Source organism: Arthrobacter bambusae (assembly GCF_022606295.1).
Lineage (GTDB): Bacteria > Actinomycetota > Actinomycetes > Actinomycetales > Micrococcaceae > Arthrobacter > Arthrobacter bambusae_A.
The window spans coordinates 42,179-59,428 of the sequence record NZ_JAHHZS010000006.1 but is presented as its reverse complement, the minus strand read 5'-3'; the positions used below and the strand labels follow the sequence as shown (position 1 = coordinate 59,428).

The 17,250-nt window shown below is 65.2% G+C and carries 16 protein-coding genes and 2 tRNA genes; 14 read left to right on the top strand and 4 right to left on the bottom strand.

The window, feature by feature from the left end:
- Nucleotides 1-33 precede the first annotated feature (33 nt).
- The 10 genes from KNN17_RS05955 (at nucleotide 34) to KNN17_RS05910 (ending at nucleotide 11,361) form a co-directional block, all read left to right on the top strand.
- Nucleotides 34-1,407, top strand: a complete 1,374-nt coding sequence (locus KNN17_RS05955) for an FAD-binding oxidoreductase (protein ID WP_241707896.1) — start codon at nucleotides 34-36, stop codon at nucleotides 1,405-1,407.
- Nucleotides 1,408-1,543: 136 nt separating this feature from the next.
- Nucleotides 1,544-2,992 carry a YibE/F family protein gene (locus tag KNN17_RS05950; protein ID WP_241707895.1) on the top strand — a complete coding sequence of 483 codons (1,449 nt, stop codon included), beginning with the start codon at nucleotides 1,544-1,546 and terminating at the stop codon, nucleotides 2,990-2,992.
- Nucleotides 2,993-3,095: 103 nt separating this feature from the next.
- Entirely contained in the window at nucleotides 3,096-4,034 is a 939-nt protein-coding gene (locus tag KNN17_RS05945) for an ABC transporter ATP-binding protein (protein ID WP_241707894.1), read from the top strand.
- Nucleotides 4,031-4,807: an ABC transporter permease gene (locus KNN17_RS05940; protein ID WP_241707893.1), complete on the top strand. Its 777-nt coding sequence runs from the start codon at nucleotides 4,031-4,033 to the stop codon at nucleotides 4,805-4,807. Before KNN17_RS05945 ends, KNN17_RS05940 begins: the two co-directional genes overlap by 4 nt.
- Nucleotides 4,808-4,829: 22 nt before the next feature.
- The gene (locus KNN17_RS05935) at nucleotides 4,830-5,936 is read left to right on the top strand and encodes a sensor histidine kinase (RefSeq protein WP_241707892.1); all 1,107 of its coding nucleotides are present in this window, start codon (nucleotides 4,830-4,832) and stop codon (nucleotides 5,934-5,936) included.
- A complete protein-coding gene (locus KNN17_RS05930) occupies nucleotides 5,933-6,544 on the top strand; it encodes a response regulator transcription factor (RefSeq protein WP_241707891.1) in 612 nt (203 codons plus the stop codon). Before KNN17_RS05935 ends, KNN17_RS05930 begins: the two co-directional genes overlap by 4 nt.
- 58 nt (nucleotides 6,545-6,602) lie before the next feature.
- On the top strand, nucleotides 6,603-7,784 hold the full coding sequence (gene dusB / locus KNN17_RS05925; protein WP_241707890.1) for a tRNA dihydrouridine synthase DusB: 1,182 nt from the start codon (nucleotides 6,603-6,605) through the stop codon (nucleotides 7,782-7,784).
- Between the two features lie 113 nt (nucleotides 7,785-7,897).
- Nucleotides 7,898-9,208: a deoxyguanosinetriphosphate triphosphohydrolase gene (locus KNN17_RS05920; protein ID WP_370873900.1), complete on the top strand. Its 1,311-nt coding sequence runs from the start codon at nucleotides 7,898-7,900 to the stop codon at nucleotides 9,206-9,208.
- A gap of 60 nt (nucleotides 9,209-9,268) precedes the next feature.
- Nucleotides 9,269-11,227 (top strand): DNA primase, encoded by a 1,959-nt coding sequence (gene dnaG / locus KNN17_RS05915; protein WP_241707889.1) that lies wholly within the window; start codon nucleotides 9,269-9,271, stop codon nucleotides 11,225-11,227.
- 61 nt (nucleotides 11,228-11,288) lie between these two features.
- Nucleotides 11,289-11,361, top strand: a tRNA-Asn gene (locus KNN17_RS05910).
- A 129-nt stretch (nucleotides 11,362-11,490) separates the two neighbouring features.
- Here the strand turns inward: KNN17_RS05910 and KNN17_RS05905 are convergent.
- On the bottom strand, nucleotides 11,491-12,261 hold the full coding sequence (locus KNN17_RS05905) for an MBL fold metallo-hydrolase (protein ID WP_241707888.1): 771 nt from the start codon (nucleotides 12,259-12,261) through the stop codon (nucleotides 11,491-11,493).
- A gap of 227 nt (nucleotides 12,262-12,488) precedes the next feature.
- Here KNN17_RS05905 and KNN17_RS05900 point away from each other — a divergent pair.
- Nucleotides 12,489-12,561 (top strand) — tRNA-Asn (locus KNN17_RS05900).
- Nucleotides 12,562-12,668: 107 nt separating this feature from the next.
- Here the strand turns inward: KNN17_RS05900 and KNN17_RS05895 are convergent.
- Genes KNN17_RS05895 through KNN17_RS05885 form a run of 3 tightly spaced genes read right to left on the bottom strand, consistent with a single transcriptional unit; the run spans nucleotide 12,669 to nucleotide 14,587 of the window.
- Entirely contained in the window at nucleotides 12,669-13,076 is a 408-nt protein-coding gene (locus KNN17_RS05895; protein WP_078105782.1) for a hypothetical protein, read from the bottom strand.
- A gap of 58 nt (nucleotides 13,077-13,134) precedes the next feature.
- Nucleotides 13,135-13,314, bottom strand: a complete 180-nt coding sequence (locus tag KNN17_RS05890; RefSeq protein WP_241707887.1) for a glycine zipper domain-containing protein — start codon at nucleotides 13,312-13,314, stop codon at nucleotides 13,135-13,137.
- A 43-nt stretch (nucleotides 13,315-13,357) separates the two neighbouring features.
- Nucleotides 13,358-14,587, bottom strand: coding sequence for a multidrug effflux MFS transporter (locus KNN17_RS05885; protein ID WP_241707985.1), 1,230 nt, complete (start codon nucleotides 14,585-14,587; stop codon nucleotides 13,358-13,360).
- Between the two features lie 176 nt (nucleotides 14,588-14,763).
- On the opposite strand from KNN17_RS05885, the gene KNN17_RS05880 reads away from it, so the two are divergent.
- From KNN17_RS05880 to KNN17_RS05870, 3 genes are read left to right on the top strand one after another with little or no spacing between them, the layout of a single operon-like run.
- The gene (locus KNN17_RS05880; RefSeq protein WP_241707886.1) at nucleotides 14,764-15,609 is read left to right on the top strand and encodes a phage holin family protein; all 846 of its coding nucleotides are present in this window, start codon (nucleotides 14,764-14,766) and stop codon (nucleotides 15,607-15,609) included.
- 50 nt (nucleotides 15,610-15,659) lie between these two features.
- Nucleotides 15,660-16,283, top strand: coding sequence for a CDP-alcohol phosphatidyltransferase family protein (locus KNN17_RS05875; protein WP_241707885.1), 624 nt, complete (start codon nucleotides 15,660-15,662; stop codon nucleotides 16,281-16,283).
- Nucleotides 16,283-17,188, top strand: a complete 906-nt coding sequence (locus tag KNN17_RS05870) for a DMT family transporter (RefSeq protein WP_078105778.1) — start codon at nucleotides 16,283-16,285, stop codon at nucleotides 17,186-17,188. The genes KNN17_RS05875 and KNN17_RS05870 overlap by 1 nt, the downstream gene beginning before the upstream one ends.
- Nucleotides 17,189-17,250: the final 62 nt, after the last annotated feature.

Below are 17,250 nucleotides of genomic sequence, written 5' to 3'. Positions count from 1 at the left end.
CCGGTCTCATGAAGAGAATCGGCGGTAACACCTATGAATGGAACAGCCCTCGACGGACTGCGCAAACAGCTCCGCGGGCAACTCATCACCCCAAGTGATCCTGACTATGATTCCGCCCGGGCCGTTTACAACGGGATGATCGACAAACGTCCGGCAGGGGTCGTCCGCGTGGCCCAGGTGGCGGACGTCATTGCGAGCGTGAACTTCGCCCGGGACAACTCCCTGCCCTTGGCCATTCGCGGCGGCGGCCACAGCGCGCCCGGTTTCGGGACCTGGGACGATGCCCTTGTCATCGATTTCGTCAACCGAACCGGAATCCGCGTTGACCCCGAAGCCGGTACGGCCCGTGCCGAGGCGGGGACAACCTGGGCTGACTTCAACCACGCCACCCATGCCTTCGGGCTGGCAACCACCGGTGGGATTGTGGGATCCACCGGCATCGCCGGCCTGACCTTGGGTGGTGGCATCGGCTATCTCGCCCGCAAGCACGGCCTTTCCTGTGACAACCTGATCTCCGCTGACGTGGTGACTGCGGACGGCAAATTCCTGACCGCCAGCGAAACCCGGAACGAGGACCTTTTCTGGGCGTTGCGGGGCGGCGGAGGCAATTTCGGTGTGGTGACGTCGTTGGAATACAAGCTGCATCCTGTGGACATGGTCCACGCGGCCATCATCATCTACGGCATGGAGCAGGCCGACACCGTCGCGAAGTTCTACCGCGACTACATGGACACCGCCCCTGAGGAATTCGGAGCGTTCGTAGGCTTCCACCAGGGCCCTCCCGTCCCGTTCCTTCCCGAGGAATGGCACGGGAAGCCAGTCTGCGTGGTCATCGGCATGTGGACGGGTGATCCTGCCGAAGGAACAGCCTGCTGGCAGCCTTTCCTGGACGTTGCCCCCGTGGCGGGTTCGCTGGTTGGACCCATGCCGTACCCGGTACTCAACTCGGCATTCGATCCGCTCCTTCCGAAAGGGATGCAGGCCTACTGGAAAGCGGACTTCCTCTCCGAACTCAACGACGGTGCCATCGCGGCCCATCTTGAGTACGGCAGCAAAGTTCCCAGCGTGCAGACGTCCGTCCACGTCTATCCGATCGACGGCGCGGTGCAGCGCGTGGGGCAGACAGACACTGCGTTCGTCAACCGCGGCGTCAAATTCTCTCCCGTGATCGCCTGCATGTGGAACGATCCCGCAGACAACGAGGCGAACATCGACTGGGTGCGCAGTTATGCCGCGGCATTGCGCCCGTACTCCTCGCCGGGAGGCTACATCGGCTTCATGGACGGTGACGACCAAGGCAGGATCAGTGAGAACTACGGGGTCAATTACGGGCGGCTGCAAACCATCAAGGGCAAGTACGATCCCGGAAACCTCTTCCACGTGAACCAAAACATCAAACCCGCCTGACCCCGGGTGCGGACCCGGCCCAACTGACTCGCATTTGTTGTCGTTTTGAGCCCTCAAAACGGCCACAAATGCGACTCAGTTGGGCGGGACACCGGGCTGCCCCACGTAGGCTTGTGGGCATGAGGTTTTGCAGCTAATGGGTCACGGCCATTCACACGGACACACCGAGAATTTCGAGCCAAGCCCGACGGCGCTCGCGGCACGCAAACGGGCCAACTGGCTCCTCGTGGCCGTGTTGGCTCCGATTGCCGCGCTCACGATCGTTGCCATGCTGCTCATGTGGCCGTCCGGGAGCAAGGAGGGCATCACCTTCGCGAGCCCGTACGCCGCTGCTCCCGGGGTGACGTTCGATACCGGCAAGATTCAATCCGTCACCCAAGAGAGCTGCACGCAGGGGACCCAGGCTCCGGTAGCGAACGGGGCGAACGGGGCGAACGGCACAAACCAAAGCAGCGGAACACAGCCGCAGGGGTCCCAGTGCACCTTCGCGTCGACGCAGCCGGATAACGGCGGCAGCCCCGTGAAAGTGGTCATCAACCCGGATGTCGCCAAGTCCCACGGCGTCAAAGCCGGGGACAGCATCCGCTACCTGAACCTCTCCCGGGTGCAGGGCGCAGCGGCAGGCAACGGCTCGCCGTCGTACGTTTTCCTTGACTTCGTGCGGACCGTTCCGATGGCCCTCCTTGCGATCCTGTACGCCGTGGTGGTCATCGCGGTTGCGCGCTGGCGCGGTTTCAGGGCGCTCCTCGGACTGGCCGGGGCCTACGTGGTGATGGTCAGCTTCATGCTTCCGGGATTGGTGGAAGGCAAACCGCCGCTGCTCGTGGCTTTGGTCGGCTCCACGGCCATCATGATGGGAGTGATCTATTTCGCCCACGGATTCTCGGCCAAGACCTCCACCGCGTTGCTCGGCACGATCTTCGGCCTCGGCATCACGGCGCTGCTGGCCGCCTGGGCCACGGATGCAGCCAACCTGACCGGGATCGCCACGAGCGAGGGCGCCACGCTCGTCAACATGTCGGACAAGATCTCGCTCTCCGGGATCATCCTGTGCGGGTTGATCATTTCCGGGCTTGGAGTCCTCAACGACGTGACGATCACCCAGTCCGCGGCCGTGTGGGAACTCTACGAGCTGGCGCCGGAGACCGGGGCGCGCAAGCTGTTCACCTCGGCCATGAGGATCGGCCGGGACCACATCGCCTCCACGGTCTACACCATCGCCTTCGCCTACGCCGGTGCCGCGCTGCCCATCCTGATCATTGTCATGCTGTACGACCGCCCGCTGGTGGATGCCCTCACCAGTGCCGAGTTGTCCGAGGAAGTCATCCGCACGCTGGTGGGCTCCATCGGCCTCGTGCTGGCCATCCCGGTGACCACCTTGATCGCAGTCCTGGTGGTCAAGGCGACCGGTCCGAAGCGGCTCGGGGCCGCCGGCGCGGCGGTTTCGGAAGCAGCCCACGACGACGGCGACGTCCGGGAGCTTGAAGCCGCCGGGCCCGCCGACGCCTTCGAATCCTTCGACACCGGCGAGCTCGCCGCCGTTGTCATGACCAGGCGGGCACGCAGGGAAGCCGAGCGTCGCTAGCCCCCGATGACATTTGTCATCCCGCATTGGTGACACACGCCCCGGCGCCGGACGCGGATCCCGGCTTTGATGGGTAGTGGAGTAAACCAAGCCAAGGAGAGTCATGACAACAGCGAGTGTGCCGGCCGTCCACGCCGCCGGACTGCACAAGAGCTTCGGGAAGGTCCACGCCGTACGCGGCCTCGACCTCACCGTGCAGCCGGGGGAGGTGGTGGCGTTCCTCGGTCCCAACGGGGCGGGCAAGACCACCACGATCGACATGATCCTCGGATTGAGCGCCCCGGACCAGGGAAGCGTTTCAATCTTCGGCCACACTCCGCGGGGAGCGATCGCCCGCGGCCAGGTGGCAGCGGTGATGCAGACCGGCGGCCTGCTGCGGGACATCACTGTGCGCGAGACCGTACAGCTCAACGCCGCCATGTTCGATTCCGCCCGCCCCGTGGACGAAGTCCTGGCGCGGGCGGGCATCCTGGAGATTGCCGACCGCAAGGTCGAAAAGTGCTCCGGCGGCCAGCAGCAGCGGCTGCGCTTCGCCATGGCCCTCGTCTCCGATCCCGGATTGCTCATCCTGGACGAGCCCACCACCGGCATGGATGTCGCGGGACGACGAGACTTCTGGAACGCCATCAGGACCGACGCCCAGCGCGGACGGACCGTCATCTTCGCCACGCATTACCTCGAAGAAGCCGACGCCTACGCGGACAGGATCGTCCTGGTCCGGCAAGGCAGCATCGTTGCGGACGGCACCGCCGCCCAGATCAAGAACCTTGCCTCGGGCCGCACCGTCAAGGCTTCGCTTCCGGCAACCGAACGCGGACTGCTGGCCGGCTTGCCGCCCGTCGAAAGCATGGATTACGACGGCGGCCGCCTCACCGTCCGCACGGGCGACTCGGACGCCGTCGTGCGGTACTTGCTCAACAACACGGGCGCCCACGACGTCGAAGTGGCGGCCAACAACCTCGAGGAGGCTTTCGTCGCCCTCACCGGAGACGATGCCGTTCCGGAGTCCACGAGCATCACTTTTGAAGGAGACCTCGTATGAGCACGGCAGCAGTCGTCCAGGAACGGAAACCGTCCGCCGGCGGGGTCAACCGCACGTTCCTGTGGATCGAGATCAAGCGGATGCTCCGGAACCGCCGGACCATCATCTTCACGGTGTTCATGCCGGCCGTTTTCTTCTTCATTTTCGGCTTGTCCAACAAGGACAAGCTCCTGCCCAACGGGCACAGCTACGGCCAGTACATCCTTATCAGCCTCACGGTCTACGCCGCGATGACCGCCGCTACCGGCGCCGGCAGCCAGGTGGCAGTGGAACGTGCCCAAGGCTGGAGCCGCCAGCTTCGCCTCACGCCCCTCCTGCCCGGTGCGTATATCGCGGTGAAAGCCATGGCCGCGCTGACGCTGTCCCTCGTTGCCGTCGTGGCCCAGTTCGTCATCGGCGCCCTGGCAGGTGTCACCATGGATGCCCGGACCTGGCTGACGGCAGGGTTGGTAGCCTGGCTGGGCTCCCTGGTGTTCGCGGCCCTCGGCTTGTTCGTCGGATACCTCATGCCGAGCCAGAACGTCATGCAGATCCTCGGCCCGGCCCTTGCCATCCTTGCCATGCTCGGTGGGCTGTTCATGCCGATCGAAATCATGGGGGAGACCTTCGGGAACATCGCCAAGTTCACGCCCGCCTACGGGATCGGGCAATTGGCCCGGAGCCCCATCACCGGCGAGTTCGACTGGGCGTGGATCCTCAACGTGCTCATCTGGCTCGCGATCTTCGTGGCCGGGGCCGCCATGGCATTCCGCCGCGACACGAAACGTGTCTGAACAGGCCGCCAGGGTGGGCAGCATGACCAGCAAAGCCATGTTCCGTGGTCCCGGGCCACGGGGCTGGTTCATCGGTGCGGGACTCTCCATCCTCCTCTGGGCGTGGCCGACGTGGAACATCGTGTGGTCCGTGGACGAGCCGCTGGCCTGGAAAATGGCGGCGTCGGCGTCGTTGATCGTGTTCTTCGGTGCCTACGTCTTCCTGCCCCAGGTCAGTTGGCGCCTGGGCGTCCGCGCCGGCATCGTGTCCGTCTGCATCCTGCTCGCGCTGAACGGGCTGATGGTCCTCATCATCGGAAGGGAAGCCTTATGGACCTGGACGTTCCTCGCCTGCGCCATCGCGATGACGTCCCTTCCGCCGCGCACCGATTTCTTCCTCATCGTCGCGTTGGCCCTCGTCTCCTTCGCCACGCAGCTGGTGACGGGCAACGGCGAGCAGGCCCTGCTCCAGGCCGGGATCATCCTGTCCCTCGGCCTCATGATGTCCGCCTTCGCCCGGCTGATCCGGCAGACAGCACGGCTCAGGGAAGCGCAGACTGAACTGGCCGACGCAGCCGTGGCGGCGGAGCGCAGCCGCGTGGCCCGGGACATGCACGACATCCTGGGGCATTCCCTGACGGTCATCGCCGTGAAGGCCGAGTTGGCGGGCAGGATGCTGGAAACCGTCCACGGCGACCACCCTGCCCGGGACCGGGCGGCCGCCGAGATCTCCGCGGTGCAGGACCTGGCCCGGGGTGCGCTCGCCGACGTCCGGGCCACGGTGGCCGGTTACCGCGGCGTCAACGTCCTGGCGGAACTCGCCGTCGCCCGGACGGCCTTGGAATCGGCCGGGATCGACGCGGAATTGCCGGGAACCGTGGAGCAGGTTCCGCCACGCCACCGGGAGCTCTTCGGCTGGGTTCTGCGCGAAGGCATCACCAACGTCGTGCGGCACTCCGGTGCCGCGCGCTGCCGCGTCCAGTTGACGGCGTCGAGCGTGCTGGTGGAGGACGACGGCGTCGGACCGGCCTCCGGGGGCCGCTCCGGGAACGGACTGGCCGGGATCCGCGAACGCGTGGGTGCCGCCGGGGGAACGGTAAACATTGGCCCAAGTGACCTGGGAGGGTTCAGATTGGCGGTGGAGGTATGAGCATCCGATTGGTGATCGCAGATGACCAGGCACTCGTGCGCGGGGCACTGGCCGCTTTGCTGGGCCTGGAGCCGGATATCGAGGTGGTCGCCGAACTGGGCGACGGGACAGGGGTGGCGGCCGCCGTCGTCGAGCACTCCGCGGATGTGGCGATGCTCGACGTCGAGATGCCCGGCCTCGACGGGATCAGCGCGGCAGCGGCCGTGCGGCGGGCCGCACCGTCGTGCCGCGTCCTCATGGTCACCACGTTCGGGCGGCCCGGCTACCTCAAGCGCGCCATGCAGGCCGGCGCCGCCGGATTCGTTGTCAAGGACACGCCGGCGCGGCAATTGGCCGAAGCGGTGCGCCGCGTCCATCAGGGGCTCAGGGTGGTGGACCCCGTGCTCGCCGCGGAATCCTTGACCGCGGGGGACAGCCCGTTGACCGAACGTGAGGTGGAGGTGCTCAAGGCAGCGTCCGACGGCGGCACGGTGGCCGATATCGCGAAGTCGGCGATGCTTTCCGAAGGGACCGTGCGGAACTACCTGTCCGCAGCGATGGCCAAGACCGGCGGACGGACCCGTGCCGAGGCTGTGCGGATCGCCGAAGACAACGGCTGGCTGCTCTAGCCAGCGCCGCGAGAACGGACGGGCCATCCGATTTGCCCCGCTTTGAGACAATGGACGGGTGACTGTAGTAGCAACGCCCCCTTCGCCCAAGCTCGAACTGCCCCCGCTGCAGCTCGGCCGGATCACCGTGGACACCCCCGTGATCCTCGCGCCGATGGCCGGAATCACCAACTCGGCTTTCCGCCGGCTGTGCCGTGAATACGGCGGCGGCCTGTACGTCGCGGAGATGGTGACCTCCCGTGCCCTGGTGGAGCGCACCCCGGAATCGTTGCGCATCATTTCCCACGACGATGATGAAAAGGTCCGTTCCGTGCAGCTGTACGGCGTGGATCCTGTCACCGTGGGCCAGGCCGTGCGCATGCTCGTCGAAGAAGACCGGGCGGACCACATCGACCTCAACTTCGGCTGTCCCGTGCCCAAGGTCACCCGGCGCGGCGGCGGCTCCGCACTGCCCTGGAAGATCGACCTTTTCACCTCCATCGTCCAGACGGCCGTCAAGGAAGCGTCCAAGGGCGATATCCCGCTGACCATCAAGATGCGCAAGGGCATTGACGAGGACCACCTCACGTACCTCGACGCCGGACGCATCGCCCGCGATTCCGGCGTTGCCGCCGTCGCGCTCCACGGCCGCACGGCCGCGCAGTTCTACTCCGGCCAGGCCGACTGGTCCGCCATCGCGCGCTTGCGTGAGGCGCTCCCGGACATTCCCGTTCTGGGCAACGGCGATATCTGGTCCGCCGAAGACGCCGTCCGCATGGTGCGCGAAACCGGGATCGACGGCGTCGTGGTGGGCCGCGGCTGCCAGGGCCGCCCGTGGCTCTTCGGCGACCTCCAGGCCGCGTTTGAGGGAAGCGATCACCGCCATCGTCCCGGGCTGCGCGAAGTGGCCGACGGCGTCTACCGCCACGCCGAGCTCATGATCGAAACCTTCGGCAACGACGAGTACAAGGCGCTGCGCGAGATCCGCAAGCACATGGCCTGGTACTTCAAGGGCTACGTCGTGGGCGGGGAACTGCGCGCCAAACTGGCCACCGTGCCGACCCTCGAGGTACTGCGCGAACTGCTGGACCAACTGGACATGGACTTGCCGTATCCGGGAACGGACTCGGAAGGCCCGCGCGGGCGTGCGGGTTCCCCCAAGAAGCCGGCGTTGCCCAAGGACTGGCTGCTCAGCCGCCAGATGGACGCGGACCAGACCCGCGATATCGCCGCAGCCGAACTCGACGTCTCAGGCGGCTAGGGCGCGGCCCGGACCGGCGCGTGCACGCGCACGGCCCGAGTCGTGGAAAACTTGCTGCATAGGCACCGGCTGAAGAGACACCGGCGCACGGCAAGCGGAGGAGGCAGATACCCATGGGAACTGAAGCGATGTCTGCAGCACGCCCGGCCGAAAACGCAACGGGCATTCCAGGCTATGTGGAAGCCGACTCGGCACGCTGGGTCCAGGAACCCCGCAAGAACACCTACCGCTCGGACTTCGAGAGGGACCGGGCAAGGGTGCTGCATTCGTCAGCACTCCGGCGGCTCGGGGCGAAGACCCAAGTGGTGGCCCCGGACACCGACGACTTTGTCCGCACCCGCCTGACGCACAGCCTTGAAGTGGCCCAGGTGGGCCGCGAGTTGGGCCGCGCGCTCGGTTGCGATCCGGATGTTGTGGACACGGCGTGCCTGAGCCACGATCTTGGCCACCCGCCGTTCGGGCATAACGGGGAATCCGCGCTCAACGAGGTAGCCCACGGAATCGGCGGCTTCGAGGGCAACGCCCAGACCCTGCGCCTGCTGACCCGCCTTGAGCCCAAGGTCCTTGCCGCCGACGGCCGGCCCGCGGGCCTGAACCTGACCCGCGCCAGCCTTGACGCCGCCTCCAAGTACCCGTGGTCCGCCGTCGACGCCCCCGTCATCCACGGGCAGCGGAGCAGCAAATTCGGTGCCTATGAAGACGATCTGCCCGTGTTTGCGTGGCTTCGCGACGGAGCGCCGGGCAACCGCTCCTGCATCGAGGCCCAGGTGATGGACCTGGCCGACGACATCTCGTACTCCGTCCACGACGTCGAGGACGCCATCGTTGCCGGCCATTTCCAGCTGAAGTGGCTGGACAATCCGGACCACCGGGCCCGCGTGGTGGGGTACACCAAGCAGTGGTACTTGCCCCACAATGATCCCGCTGAAATCGACGCTGCGCTGGCCCGCCTCGAAGCCACCAGCGTGTGGGTGCGTGAGGCCGACGGCAGCCGGAAGTCGATGGCCGCGCTGAAGGACATGACCAGCCAGTTGATCGGCCGGTTCTGCCAAAGCGCCTTGGAGACCACGAGGGCGCACTTCGGCCCGGACCACCTCACCCGATACGCCGCGGAACTCATGGTCCCCGAGGACACGGTCACCGAGATCGCGGCCATGAAGGGACTTGCCACGACGTTCGTGATCTCCACTGACCATCGGCAGCCCGTCTATGAGCGCCAGCGCGAAGTCCTGCACGCCCTCGTCGGCGTGCTGAACGCGAGCGGAGACCGGCATCTTGAACCGATGTTCGCCGCGGACTGGCGGGACGCGCCCGACGACGGCGCCCGTCTTCGCGTCGTCATCGACCAGGTGGCGTCGCTGACGGACGCTTCGGCGCTGGCGATGTACGAACGGCTTGTAGGCAGCCTGCCGTCGCTCTGGTAGGCCCCGGGCGACACCGACGGCGGCCCACGGTTGCCCGTGCGGAGCGACTAGGATGGTGACGTGGCTGGCCTGATCAAACGTGAAGATATCGACGAAGTACGCCAGCGCACCGATATCAAGGAAGTCGTGGACGGCTACGTCACCCTCAAGGGCGCAGGCCTGGGCACGTTCAAAGGTCTCTGTCCCTTTCACGACGAGCGCTCGCCGTCGTTCACAGTCCGTCCCCAAGTAGGCCGGTACCATTGCTTCGGCTGCGGAGAAGACGGCGATGCCATCTCCTTTGTCCAGAAGATGGATCACAGTTCCTTCCACGAGGCCGTGGAGAAGCTCGCTGCCCGGATCGGCTACGAGCTTCGCTATGAAGACGGCGGCACAGGTCCCAACCGCGAAGAGGTAGGCAAGCGCCAACGGCTGCTCGATGCCCACAAGATCGCTGATGAGTTCTTTCGTGCCCAACTTCTCACTGCGGGTGGCGCCGAGGGCCGGAACTTCCTCCACGGCCGCGGCTTCGATCGGACCGCGGCCGAACAGTTCGGCGTCGGCTATGCGCCGCAGGGTTGGGACTCGCTCCTGAAACACCTGCGGGGACGCGGATTCACGGATGCTGAGCTGAAGCTGACGGGGATGTTTTCCGAAGGCAACAGGGGCATCTACGACCGCTTCCGGGGCCGGCTCATCTGGCCCATCCGGGACATCGCCGGCGACACCATCGGCTTCGGTGCCCGCAAGCTCTACGAGGACGACCAGGGCCCGAAGTACCTGAACACTCCGGAGACCGTGCTCTACAAGAAGTCCCAGGTCCTCTACGGCATCGACCTCGCCAAACGGAACATCGCCAAGGACCGGCAACTGGTGGTGGTGGAGGGGTATACGGACGTCATGGCCTGCCACCTTGCCGGCGTCGGCACCGCCGTGGCCACCTGCGGTACGGCCTTCGGCACAGACCACATCAAGATCGCGCGCCGTTTGCTGTCCGACGACGGCACCGGGGGAGAAGTCATCTTCACCTTCGACGGCGACGCCGCCGGGCAGAAAGCGGCATTGCGCGCCTTTGAGGAGGACCAGCGTTTCGTCGCCCAGACCTATGTTGCCGTGGAACCTAGCGGAGCCGACCCCTGCGATTTGCGCCAGCTCAAGGGGGACGCGGCCGTCCGGGACCTGATCGGCACCCGCCGGCCCCTCTTCGAATTCGCCATCCGGGCCTCCCTTAAACGCCACAACCTGGACACCGTGGAAGGCCGGGTGGCCGCCTTGCGGGAGTCCGCCCCTGTCGTGGCCCAGATCCGGGATTCCGGCATCCGTCCGGCCTATGTGCGGGAGTTGGCGGGCTGGCTCGGCATGCCCATCGAGGAAGTCAGCCGCGCAGTGGGCCTGGCCGCCAAACGTGCCGCCTCGGGCGTACCGGCAACGGGCGCCGCGGGAACTGCGGGCACTCCAGGAACGCCGGGGCACGGGCAGGGCACGCAGCCGGGCCAAGCCGGCCAGCCGGCGGCAGCACCGCCGTCGGACGCCCACATCGCCTTCATGCGGCCGGATCCCCGGGATCCCATCGCCGCCATGGAGCGGCAGGCGCTCGAAGTGGTCATCCAGAACCCTGCTGTTCTTGGGGGCGAGGCTGCCCTTGGCGGCGGAGCCTGGGAACGGTTTGAGGCCTGCCACTTCGTCACTCCTGCCTACTCAGCTGTGCACACCGCCATCCGGGCTGCCGGGCTGGTCCACGCGGGGGACCCTGTGGCCTGGGTGGAAGGGATCCGGCAGGAGGTTCCGGAGCCGCTCCAGGGCCTGGTTTCCGAGCTTGCCGTGGTTCCATTGCCCGCCAGCACGCCCGAAGCGCTTCAGCGGTATTGCCGCGACATTTTGGCCCGCCTTTTCGAGCTGCAGATCACCAGGGTCAAAGCGGACAAGATGGGCCAGTTGCAGCGCCTGGACGCCTCGGCCCAGCCGGAAGAGTTCCAACGCCTCAACCGGGAACTCATGCAGCTGGAAATGCAGCGCCGCGCCCTGCGCATGGACAGCTAGGGCCTCCCCGGCGCCGATTTCGTTTCCCGTCAGCCCTTTGTTAGGCTTGTACACGCTTCATTCCTCCGTAGCTCAATTGGCAGAGCATTCGACTGTTAATCGAAGGGTTACTGGTTCAAGTCCAGTCGGAGGAGCGCTACTCAAAAATCCCCGTCCTCAGCAGAGGGCGGGGATTTTTGGCGTCTATGCATTTGTGTCGGACCGGGTCTTCCACTCGTCCACTCAAGCTGCGGTGCGCGTACCCGGCCGGAAGGGCCGCCGACTCAGCCGAAAGGGGAGTACGTGCCGTCAGAGACGAGCTCGATTGTCCCGTCGGGCACGCTCATCAACGGTCCATGGCCCGGGAGGATCGTTTCGGCGCCCAACTCCCCGAGTATCCCTATGCTGGCCACGGTCTGCGCCGGGAGGTGATGGAAGACGGCGGGCAACAGCTGTGGCCCGCAGACCGGACTGACGGCGTGGCCTGTGACGAGCGCGTCCCCGGTGACCACGGCTTTGGCTGAAGGGATGAAGAAAGACGCGTGGCCGCTGGTGTGCCCTGCCGTGGCAATGATCCGGGGAGATCCCGGGAGCGCGTCCAGGGTGTCCGGGGTCATCGCAGCGACGCCCGGGACCGCGACGTCGGACAGGCCCCCGGATCGGACGGCGTGCAGGGCCCACGCGCCGACCCTGGGCCGGAGCATCCGCACACCGAGATCCTTGATGGTGACCTGCTCGAGGACCTCCCGGCGGATGTTCGGCAACTCCGCCTGGGACGCGAATACCGGAATGCCCATTGCGGATATTCTCGCCGCATTGCCGATGTGGTCAGAGTGGCCATGCGTCAGGAGAACTCCGGCGGCATTTTCCATGGCCAGTCCCAGGAAATTCACGCTGGATTGGAGCAGCGGCCAGTTCCCGGGATAGCCCGTGTCAATGAGGGTGAATTCTTCGCCCCGCGTGAGGATGGTCCAATTGACTGCCGGGCCTTGGACGAAAAAGACGTCCTCGGCAACTTCCTTCACGTTGTCCTCGGCTGACCAGTTCTTCGACATGCTTCCTTCTGTTCCTGTGCGTCACGGATGCGCCGTGGACGCACCTCGCGAGCCCCGTGCGCGGATCGTGAGCGCCTCGTGCGCGCCGGACCATCCTATCCTCGGGGAGGGAGTCGGCATGGCACCATCGAAGATACCCGGGAGGGGTATCTTGCCGTCCTTCCCGCAGTGCCCGGGGCTCGATTTCACTTGAGGCAAAACCTTTGCTAAAGTCATAACCGCTTCATTCCTCCGTAGCTCAATTGGCAGAGCATTCGACTGTTAATCGAAGGGTTACTGGTTCAAGTCCAGTCGGAGGAGCGCGAAAGGCCCCGCACCGGTTTTATTTGGTGCGGGGCCTGTTTTTTGCTTCGTTTTGCCTGATTTTGCGCGATTATTCGAACGGGCAGAATTCCGCCGTCACGACTTCAGACAAAGTCCATCTCCACCTGGAGGAACCTCGCTGCCTCAGCCACGGCGGACTGGAAGGCGTCATCTTCGGTGGGCGGGGTCCGCGGTTCCCTCGGGTGCCATTCGTGGGCGGCGGAGTGGACGCGGGTGAATCCGCCCCCTGGGGGTGCGTAGAAGATTCCGAAGCGCTGGACAGGCCATTCGGGAGAGGTCTCGGGAGCCACGAGCAGGGCCGCGCCGTTGCTCGGATTGAACCATTGCGCAATCGGGCGGCGGCGGTCCTCCGTGAAGAGGCCGGCCGCATAGAGGGCTGCCGATTGCGGGCTAGTCACCGTGCATAGACGATCCCACCACAGCGGCAGGATGCCATCATCCTTGCGCTGCCATGGAGCTGGAATAGGCTGCAGTTCCTGCCAACGGGGCACATCTCAACTTTATCGCCGGGCCATGACCGGCAACAGGCCCCGCAGCAACGGAAGGCCCCTAGTCCTTTTTCCACGGCCCGGGATTGATCCGGTAGAGGAGTGCTGAACCGATCACCGCGCCCAGCAGGGCTCCGAACACAGGGTTTCCGGCCCCGCGGCCCAGCAGGAAGCCGACGACGGCGCCAAGCATCGCCCCGAGGAAAAGGCCCCTGCCGTTGCGGTGCGGTTTGCGCGTCATGACTTGAGCCTACTTCGCCTTGCGGACGGCCCGCCGTCACACATCAGTGGATGGAGGGGACGGACCGCGGCCGCACGACGAGCCACAGCGCCGCCACGGCGCCTGCGAGACACACGGCCTGGACGGCACCCATGGGAATGGCTGAGCCGACTCCAAGCCAGCCGACCACGGGCGGGATGATTCCGGCCATCAGGAAGTTGGAGGCACCCAGCAGGGAAGCTGCCGTCCCGGCCTGTGCACCATGGTTGGCCAGGGCAATCACCTGGACGCAGGGGAACATGAATCCGGTGGCGAGGATGTAGAACCACAGCGGGACCATGACGCCCCATAGGCCGAAGTGGAGCAGGTCGAACACCACGATCAACACTGCCATCAGCAGCATCCAGACTGTGGCAAAAGCGATGATCCATTGGGGTGCCACCCGTCGGATAACCCTGGAACTGATCTGGACGCCGGCGACGATGCCCAGCGAGTTGACACCAAACAGCAGGCCGTATTCCTGAGGTGAGAAGTTGTAGACCTGTTGGAACAGGAAAGTGGACGCGGAAAGGTAGGCAAACAGGCCGCCGAAGTTGAACCCGCCTACGAGGAGCATCCCGACGAAAATCCGGTCGGCGAACACGGCCCTGTAGCGTTGGGCCGCCGTCGAGGTCGTCTGCCGGCGGAGCTCAGCGGGATACGTTTCCCGGATGAGGAACACTGCGGCAACGATTACCAGGAATCCGTAGCTCGCCAGGAAATAGAAGATCCCGGGCCATGGCACTACCAAAAGCAGTTGTGAACCGATGATCGGAGCCAGGATGGGCGCCAGGCCATTCACCAAGGACATCCGGGAGAACATCCGCACCATCGCATAGCCGGCGAAGAGGTCCCTGACCATGGCCATGGCCACCACGCCACCGCCGGCGGCACCCACGCCCATCAGGACGCGGAACAGGGCAAGCGTGCTGATATCCGTGGACAGCGCTGCGCCGAGGGAAGACCCGATGTGCAGTGCGGTGGCCAGGATCAAGGGCATGCGGCGTCCGAACTTGTCGCTGAACGGGCCCACCACCAATTGACCGATTGCGAAGCCCACCGTGGTGCCGGTCAGTGTGAGTTGGATCGCAGCCGCTGATACGTCGAAATGACGCTCAAGGGCGGGAAACGCCGGTAGGTAGAGATCCACGGTAAATGGACCCAACGCGGTCAAGGCGCCAAGCAGCAGGATATAGAGGAGTTTTTCGCGTCGACTGAGGGAATCGCCCGGTACAGGGGGAGTGTTCACGATTATCAATCCTATGTGCCACAGATCATATTTATCAGCGATAGCGGGGCGCGCCGCAGGCCTGTCCCGGAAGTTGAGGCTGAGGCTGAATGGTAGTTTTGTGGACAGGTGCGCGTGGGCGGTTGTCATCGTGTGCGTGCAGGAGCGGGTAGGAGCAAGAAGGAAGCAGTGAGGCGGGACCTATGAGTGGACGTCACAGCGGCCGGGCCGGCCAACGCCCGGGCATTTCGGCGTTGCCGAATACCCTGAAGCTTGCAGCCCGGCTCGCGCCGAGGCAGCTCAACGACGAAATCAGCTTGGCCAAGCTCGAGCTCAAGGGCAAGGGAAAGCACCTGGGAGTTGCCGGCGCGTTCGTTGGCGTTGCGCTGGTCTTTTTGTCCTTGCTTGTCATTGCCCTGGTGGTGGCGGCAATCTTGGGCCTGGCCACCGTCATGCCCCCGTGGCTGGCTGCGCTTGTGGTGGCGGCGGCGTTCCTTGTGATCATTCTCATCGGAGCCCTTGTCGCCTTCCGTGCGTTCAAGGCGGCCATGCCGTTGGTACCCGAAAAGACCATGCGGAGCATCAAGCACGATCTGGGCATAGTCAAGGAGGGTACGTCGTTCGACGCGAGCGTCCTTGACCCGTCGTCGGAGGCATACAAGGCGGCGGAAGCAGCGAAGGCCGCTGCGGCAGAGAAGGCCAAGGCCGAAAAGGCCGCCAAGGAAGAAGCACGCAAAGCCGAGCAGCCCCCCGCCCCGAGCGAAGCCGAGCTGCTCCGCCGTCTGGAGCAGCGCCGTGAGCATCTCGCCGACGTTCGCGATCAGCTCGGCGTCGAGCTCGACGTCAAGACCCAAGGAAAGGTCCTCCTCGACGTTGCGGGGCACAAGTTCGACGACGGACGCCGGTTCGCTGCCGACAAGTTCACAGATTTCAGTGAGAAGGTTCCGGCCGGCTTGCGGGAACGGCTCGCCGCGCGCTGGAAGGAGCTATTGCTCTTCGCCGCTTCCGCCACGGTGGCCGCAGTCGGCCTACGGAAGCTGTTCAAGTAATCGGGACGGCAATCACCAGCGTCAGCTGCGGACTACGGAAAGGGGGACAGGTGAAGTTCATCGGTGCAGGCGCACGCCGGGGCCAGCCACAGATCGACCACGATCTCATCTTCACCTTCCCCAATTTCCTGACTGTCTTGCGCTTCATGGGCGTCCCGCTGTTCGTGTGGCTGGTGCTCTGGCAAAGGGAATACGGTTTCGCGGTCCTGGTTCTTGCCATCATGGGCGGTACCGACTGGGTGGATGGCTACGTCGCACGGCGTTTCAACCAGACCTCCAAACTGGGCCGCATCCTCGATCCCGTCGCGGACCGCCTGGCACTCATCACGGTCGCTGTCACGCTCGCCATCGCCGGGGTGGTGGATTGGTGGTACCTGGCCGCCCTGGTGGTGCCCGACGTCGTCCTGGCCACAGCCTCGTTGTTCTATTTCCATAGCCACCCCGACCTCCCGGTGAGCCGGATCGGGAAGATCCGCACCGCGTTCCTGCTCCTGGGCACGCCCCTCCTGGTCCTCTCCAAGCTCGCGGTTCCCTTCGCCAGTGTCTATTTCGTGATCGCCTGGATCTGCCTGGGCTTGGGTCTGGCAGGACACTGGGTGGCGGCCTACAACTATTTCTGGGCAATCCTCCGCAAGGGCAAAGAGCTCAAAGCCCACGACGGCGGCCGCAGCTGATGGTCTGGTTGGCAGTCCTTCTTGCGGTGCTCGGCGCCTTCTGCCTTGCCATTGGGGCCCAGCGGCAGGGCAGCGCGGTCAAAGCCGATACCGGTGGCCTCGCCTTGAGTTCCCATGGTTTCCTGAGGCTCCTCCGAAATCCGCGCTGGATGTTCGGCCTTCTGCTCCTTGCCTTGGGCATGGGCATGAACGCCATTGCGTTGGTGTCGGCACCCTTGACGGTGGTCCAGCCCATCGGCGCCATCGCCTTGGTCATCACCACGGTGGTCAACGCGAAGGACCAGGGACTCAGCATCAACCGCGGCACCGTGGTGGCGATCTCTGCCTGCGTGACCGGCTCGGCAATGTTCGTCCTGTTGGCCGTCAACGCCACCCAGGAGAACCATCACGTCAGCGGCGAGGACGAAATAACCATCGTGCTGCTGTTGACCCTCGCCGTCGGGCTCTTCGGAACCTTGGCCGTCATGTTCCGTCACCGCTTGAGTGCTTTCGTGTACATCCTGGGAGCCGGGGTGCTGTTCGGATTCGTCGCGGTCCTGACACGTATCATCGGCCGGCACCTGCTGGACCCCAACGGGCACTTTCTGCTCAATGTGCAGTGGTACACCGTGGTCGCCATTGCCGCGGCAGGCGGCCTCGGCTCCTGGTTCGTGCAGAGTGCCTACTCGGGCGGGCCGCCGGATTTGGTGATCGCAGGGTTGACCGTGGTGGACCCCATTGTCGGAATTGCCATCGGGATCGCAATTTTGGGTGAGCTTCGTCCCGATGTCCACGCCGTGCTTGCAATCGGCATGGCTGTGGCCGCTTCCCTTGCTATCGTGGGGGTTATTGCCCTGAGCCGGCACCATCCGGAGGTCACCAAGCGAAAGCGTGACGCGAAGGCGGCTGCAAGCCGGAAGGCCTAGGGCAACGTTCGACAACCGTGCCCCGCACACCCGCGGCAGGCAACCGGCGAAGACACCGCAGG

Bases quoted from the DNA above. Each gene is read 5' to 3' on its own strand.
- KNN17_RS05955 (WP_241707896.1), top strand. From the start codon at position 34: ATGAATGGAACAGCCCTCGACGGACTGCGCAAACAGCTCCGCGGGCAA.
- KNN17_RS05950 (WP_241707895.1), top strand. From the start codon at position 1,544: ATGGGTCACGGCCATTCACACGGACACACCGAGAATTTCGAGCCAAGC.
- KNN17_RS05945 (WP_241707894.1), top strand. From the start codon at position 3,096: ATGACAACAGCGAGTGTGCCGGCCGTCCACGCCGCCGGACTGCACAAG.
- KNN17_RS05940 (WP_241707893.1), top strand. From the start codon at position 4,031: ATGAGCACGGCAGCAGTCGTCCAGGAACGGAAACCGTCCGCCGGCGGG.
- KNN17_RS05935 (WP_241707892.1), top strand. From the start codon at position 4,830: ATGACCAGCAAAGCCATGTTCCGTGGTCCCGGGCCACGGGGCTGGTTC.
- KNN17_RS05930 (WP_241707891.1), top strand. From the start codon at position 5,933: ATGAGCATCCGATTGGTGATCGCAGATGACCAGGCACTCGTGCGCGGG.
- KNN17_RS05920 (WP_370873900.1), top strand. From the start codon at position 7,898: ATGGGAACTGAAGCGATGTCTGCAGCACGCCCGGCCGAAAACGCAACG.
- KNN17_RS05905 (WP_241707888.1), bottom strand. From the start codon at position 12,261: ATGTCGAAGAACTGGTCAGCCGAGGACAACGTGAAGGAAGTTGCCGAG.
- KNN17_RS05890 (WP_241707887.1), bottom strand. From the start codon at position 13,314: ATGACGCGCAAACCGCACCGCAACGGCAGGGGCCTTTTCCTCGGGGCG.
- KNN17_RS05880 (WP_241707886.1), top strand. From the start codon at position 14,764: ATGAGTGGACGTCACAGCGGCCGGGCCGGCCAACGCCCGGGCATTTCG.
- KNN17_RS05870 (WP_078105778.1), top strand. From the start codon at position 16,283: ATGGTCTGGTTGGCAGTCCTTCTTGCGGTGCTCGGCGCCTTCTGCCTT.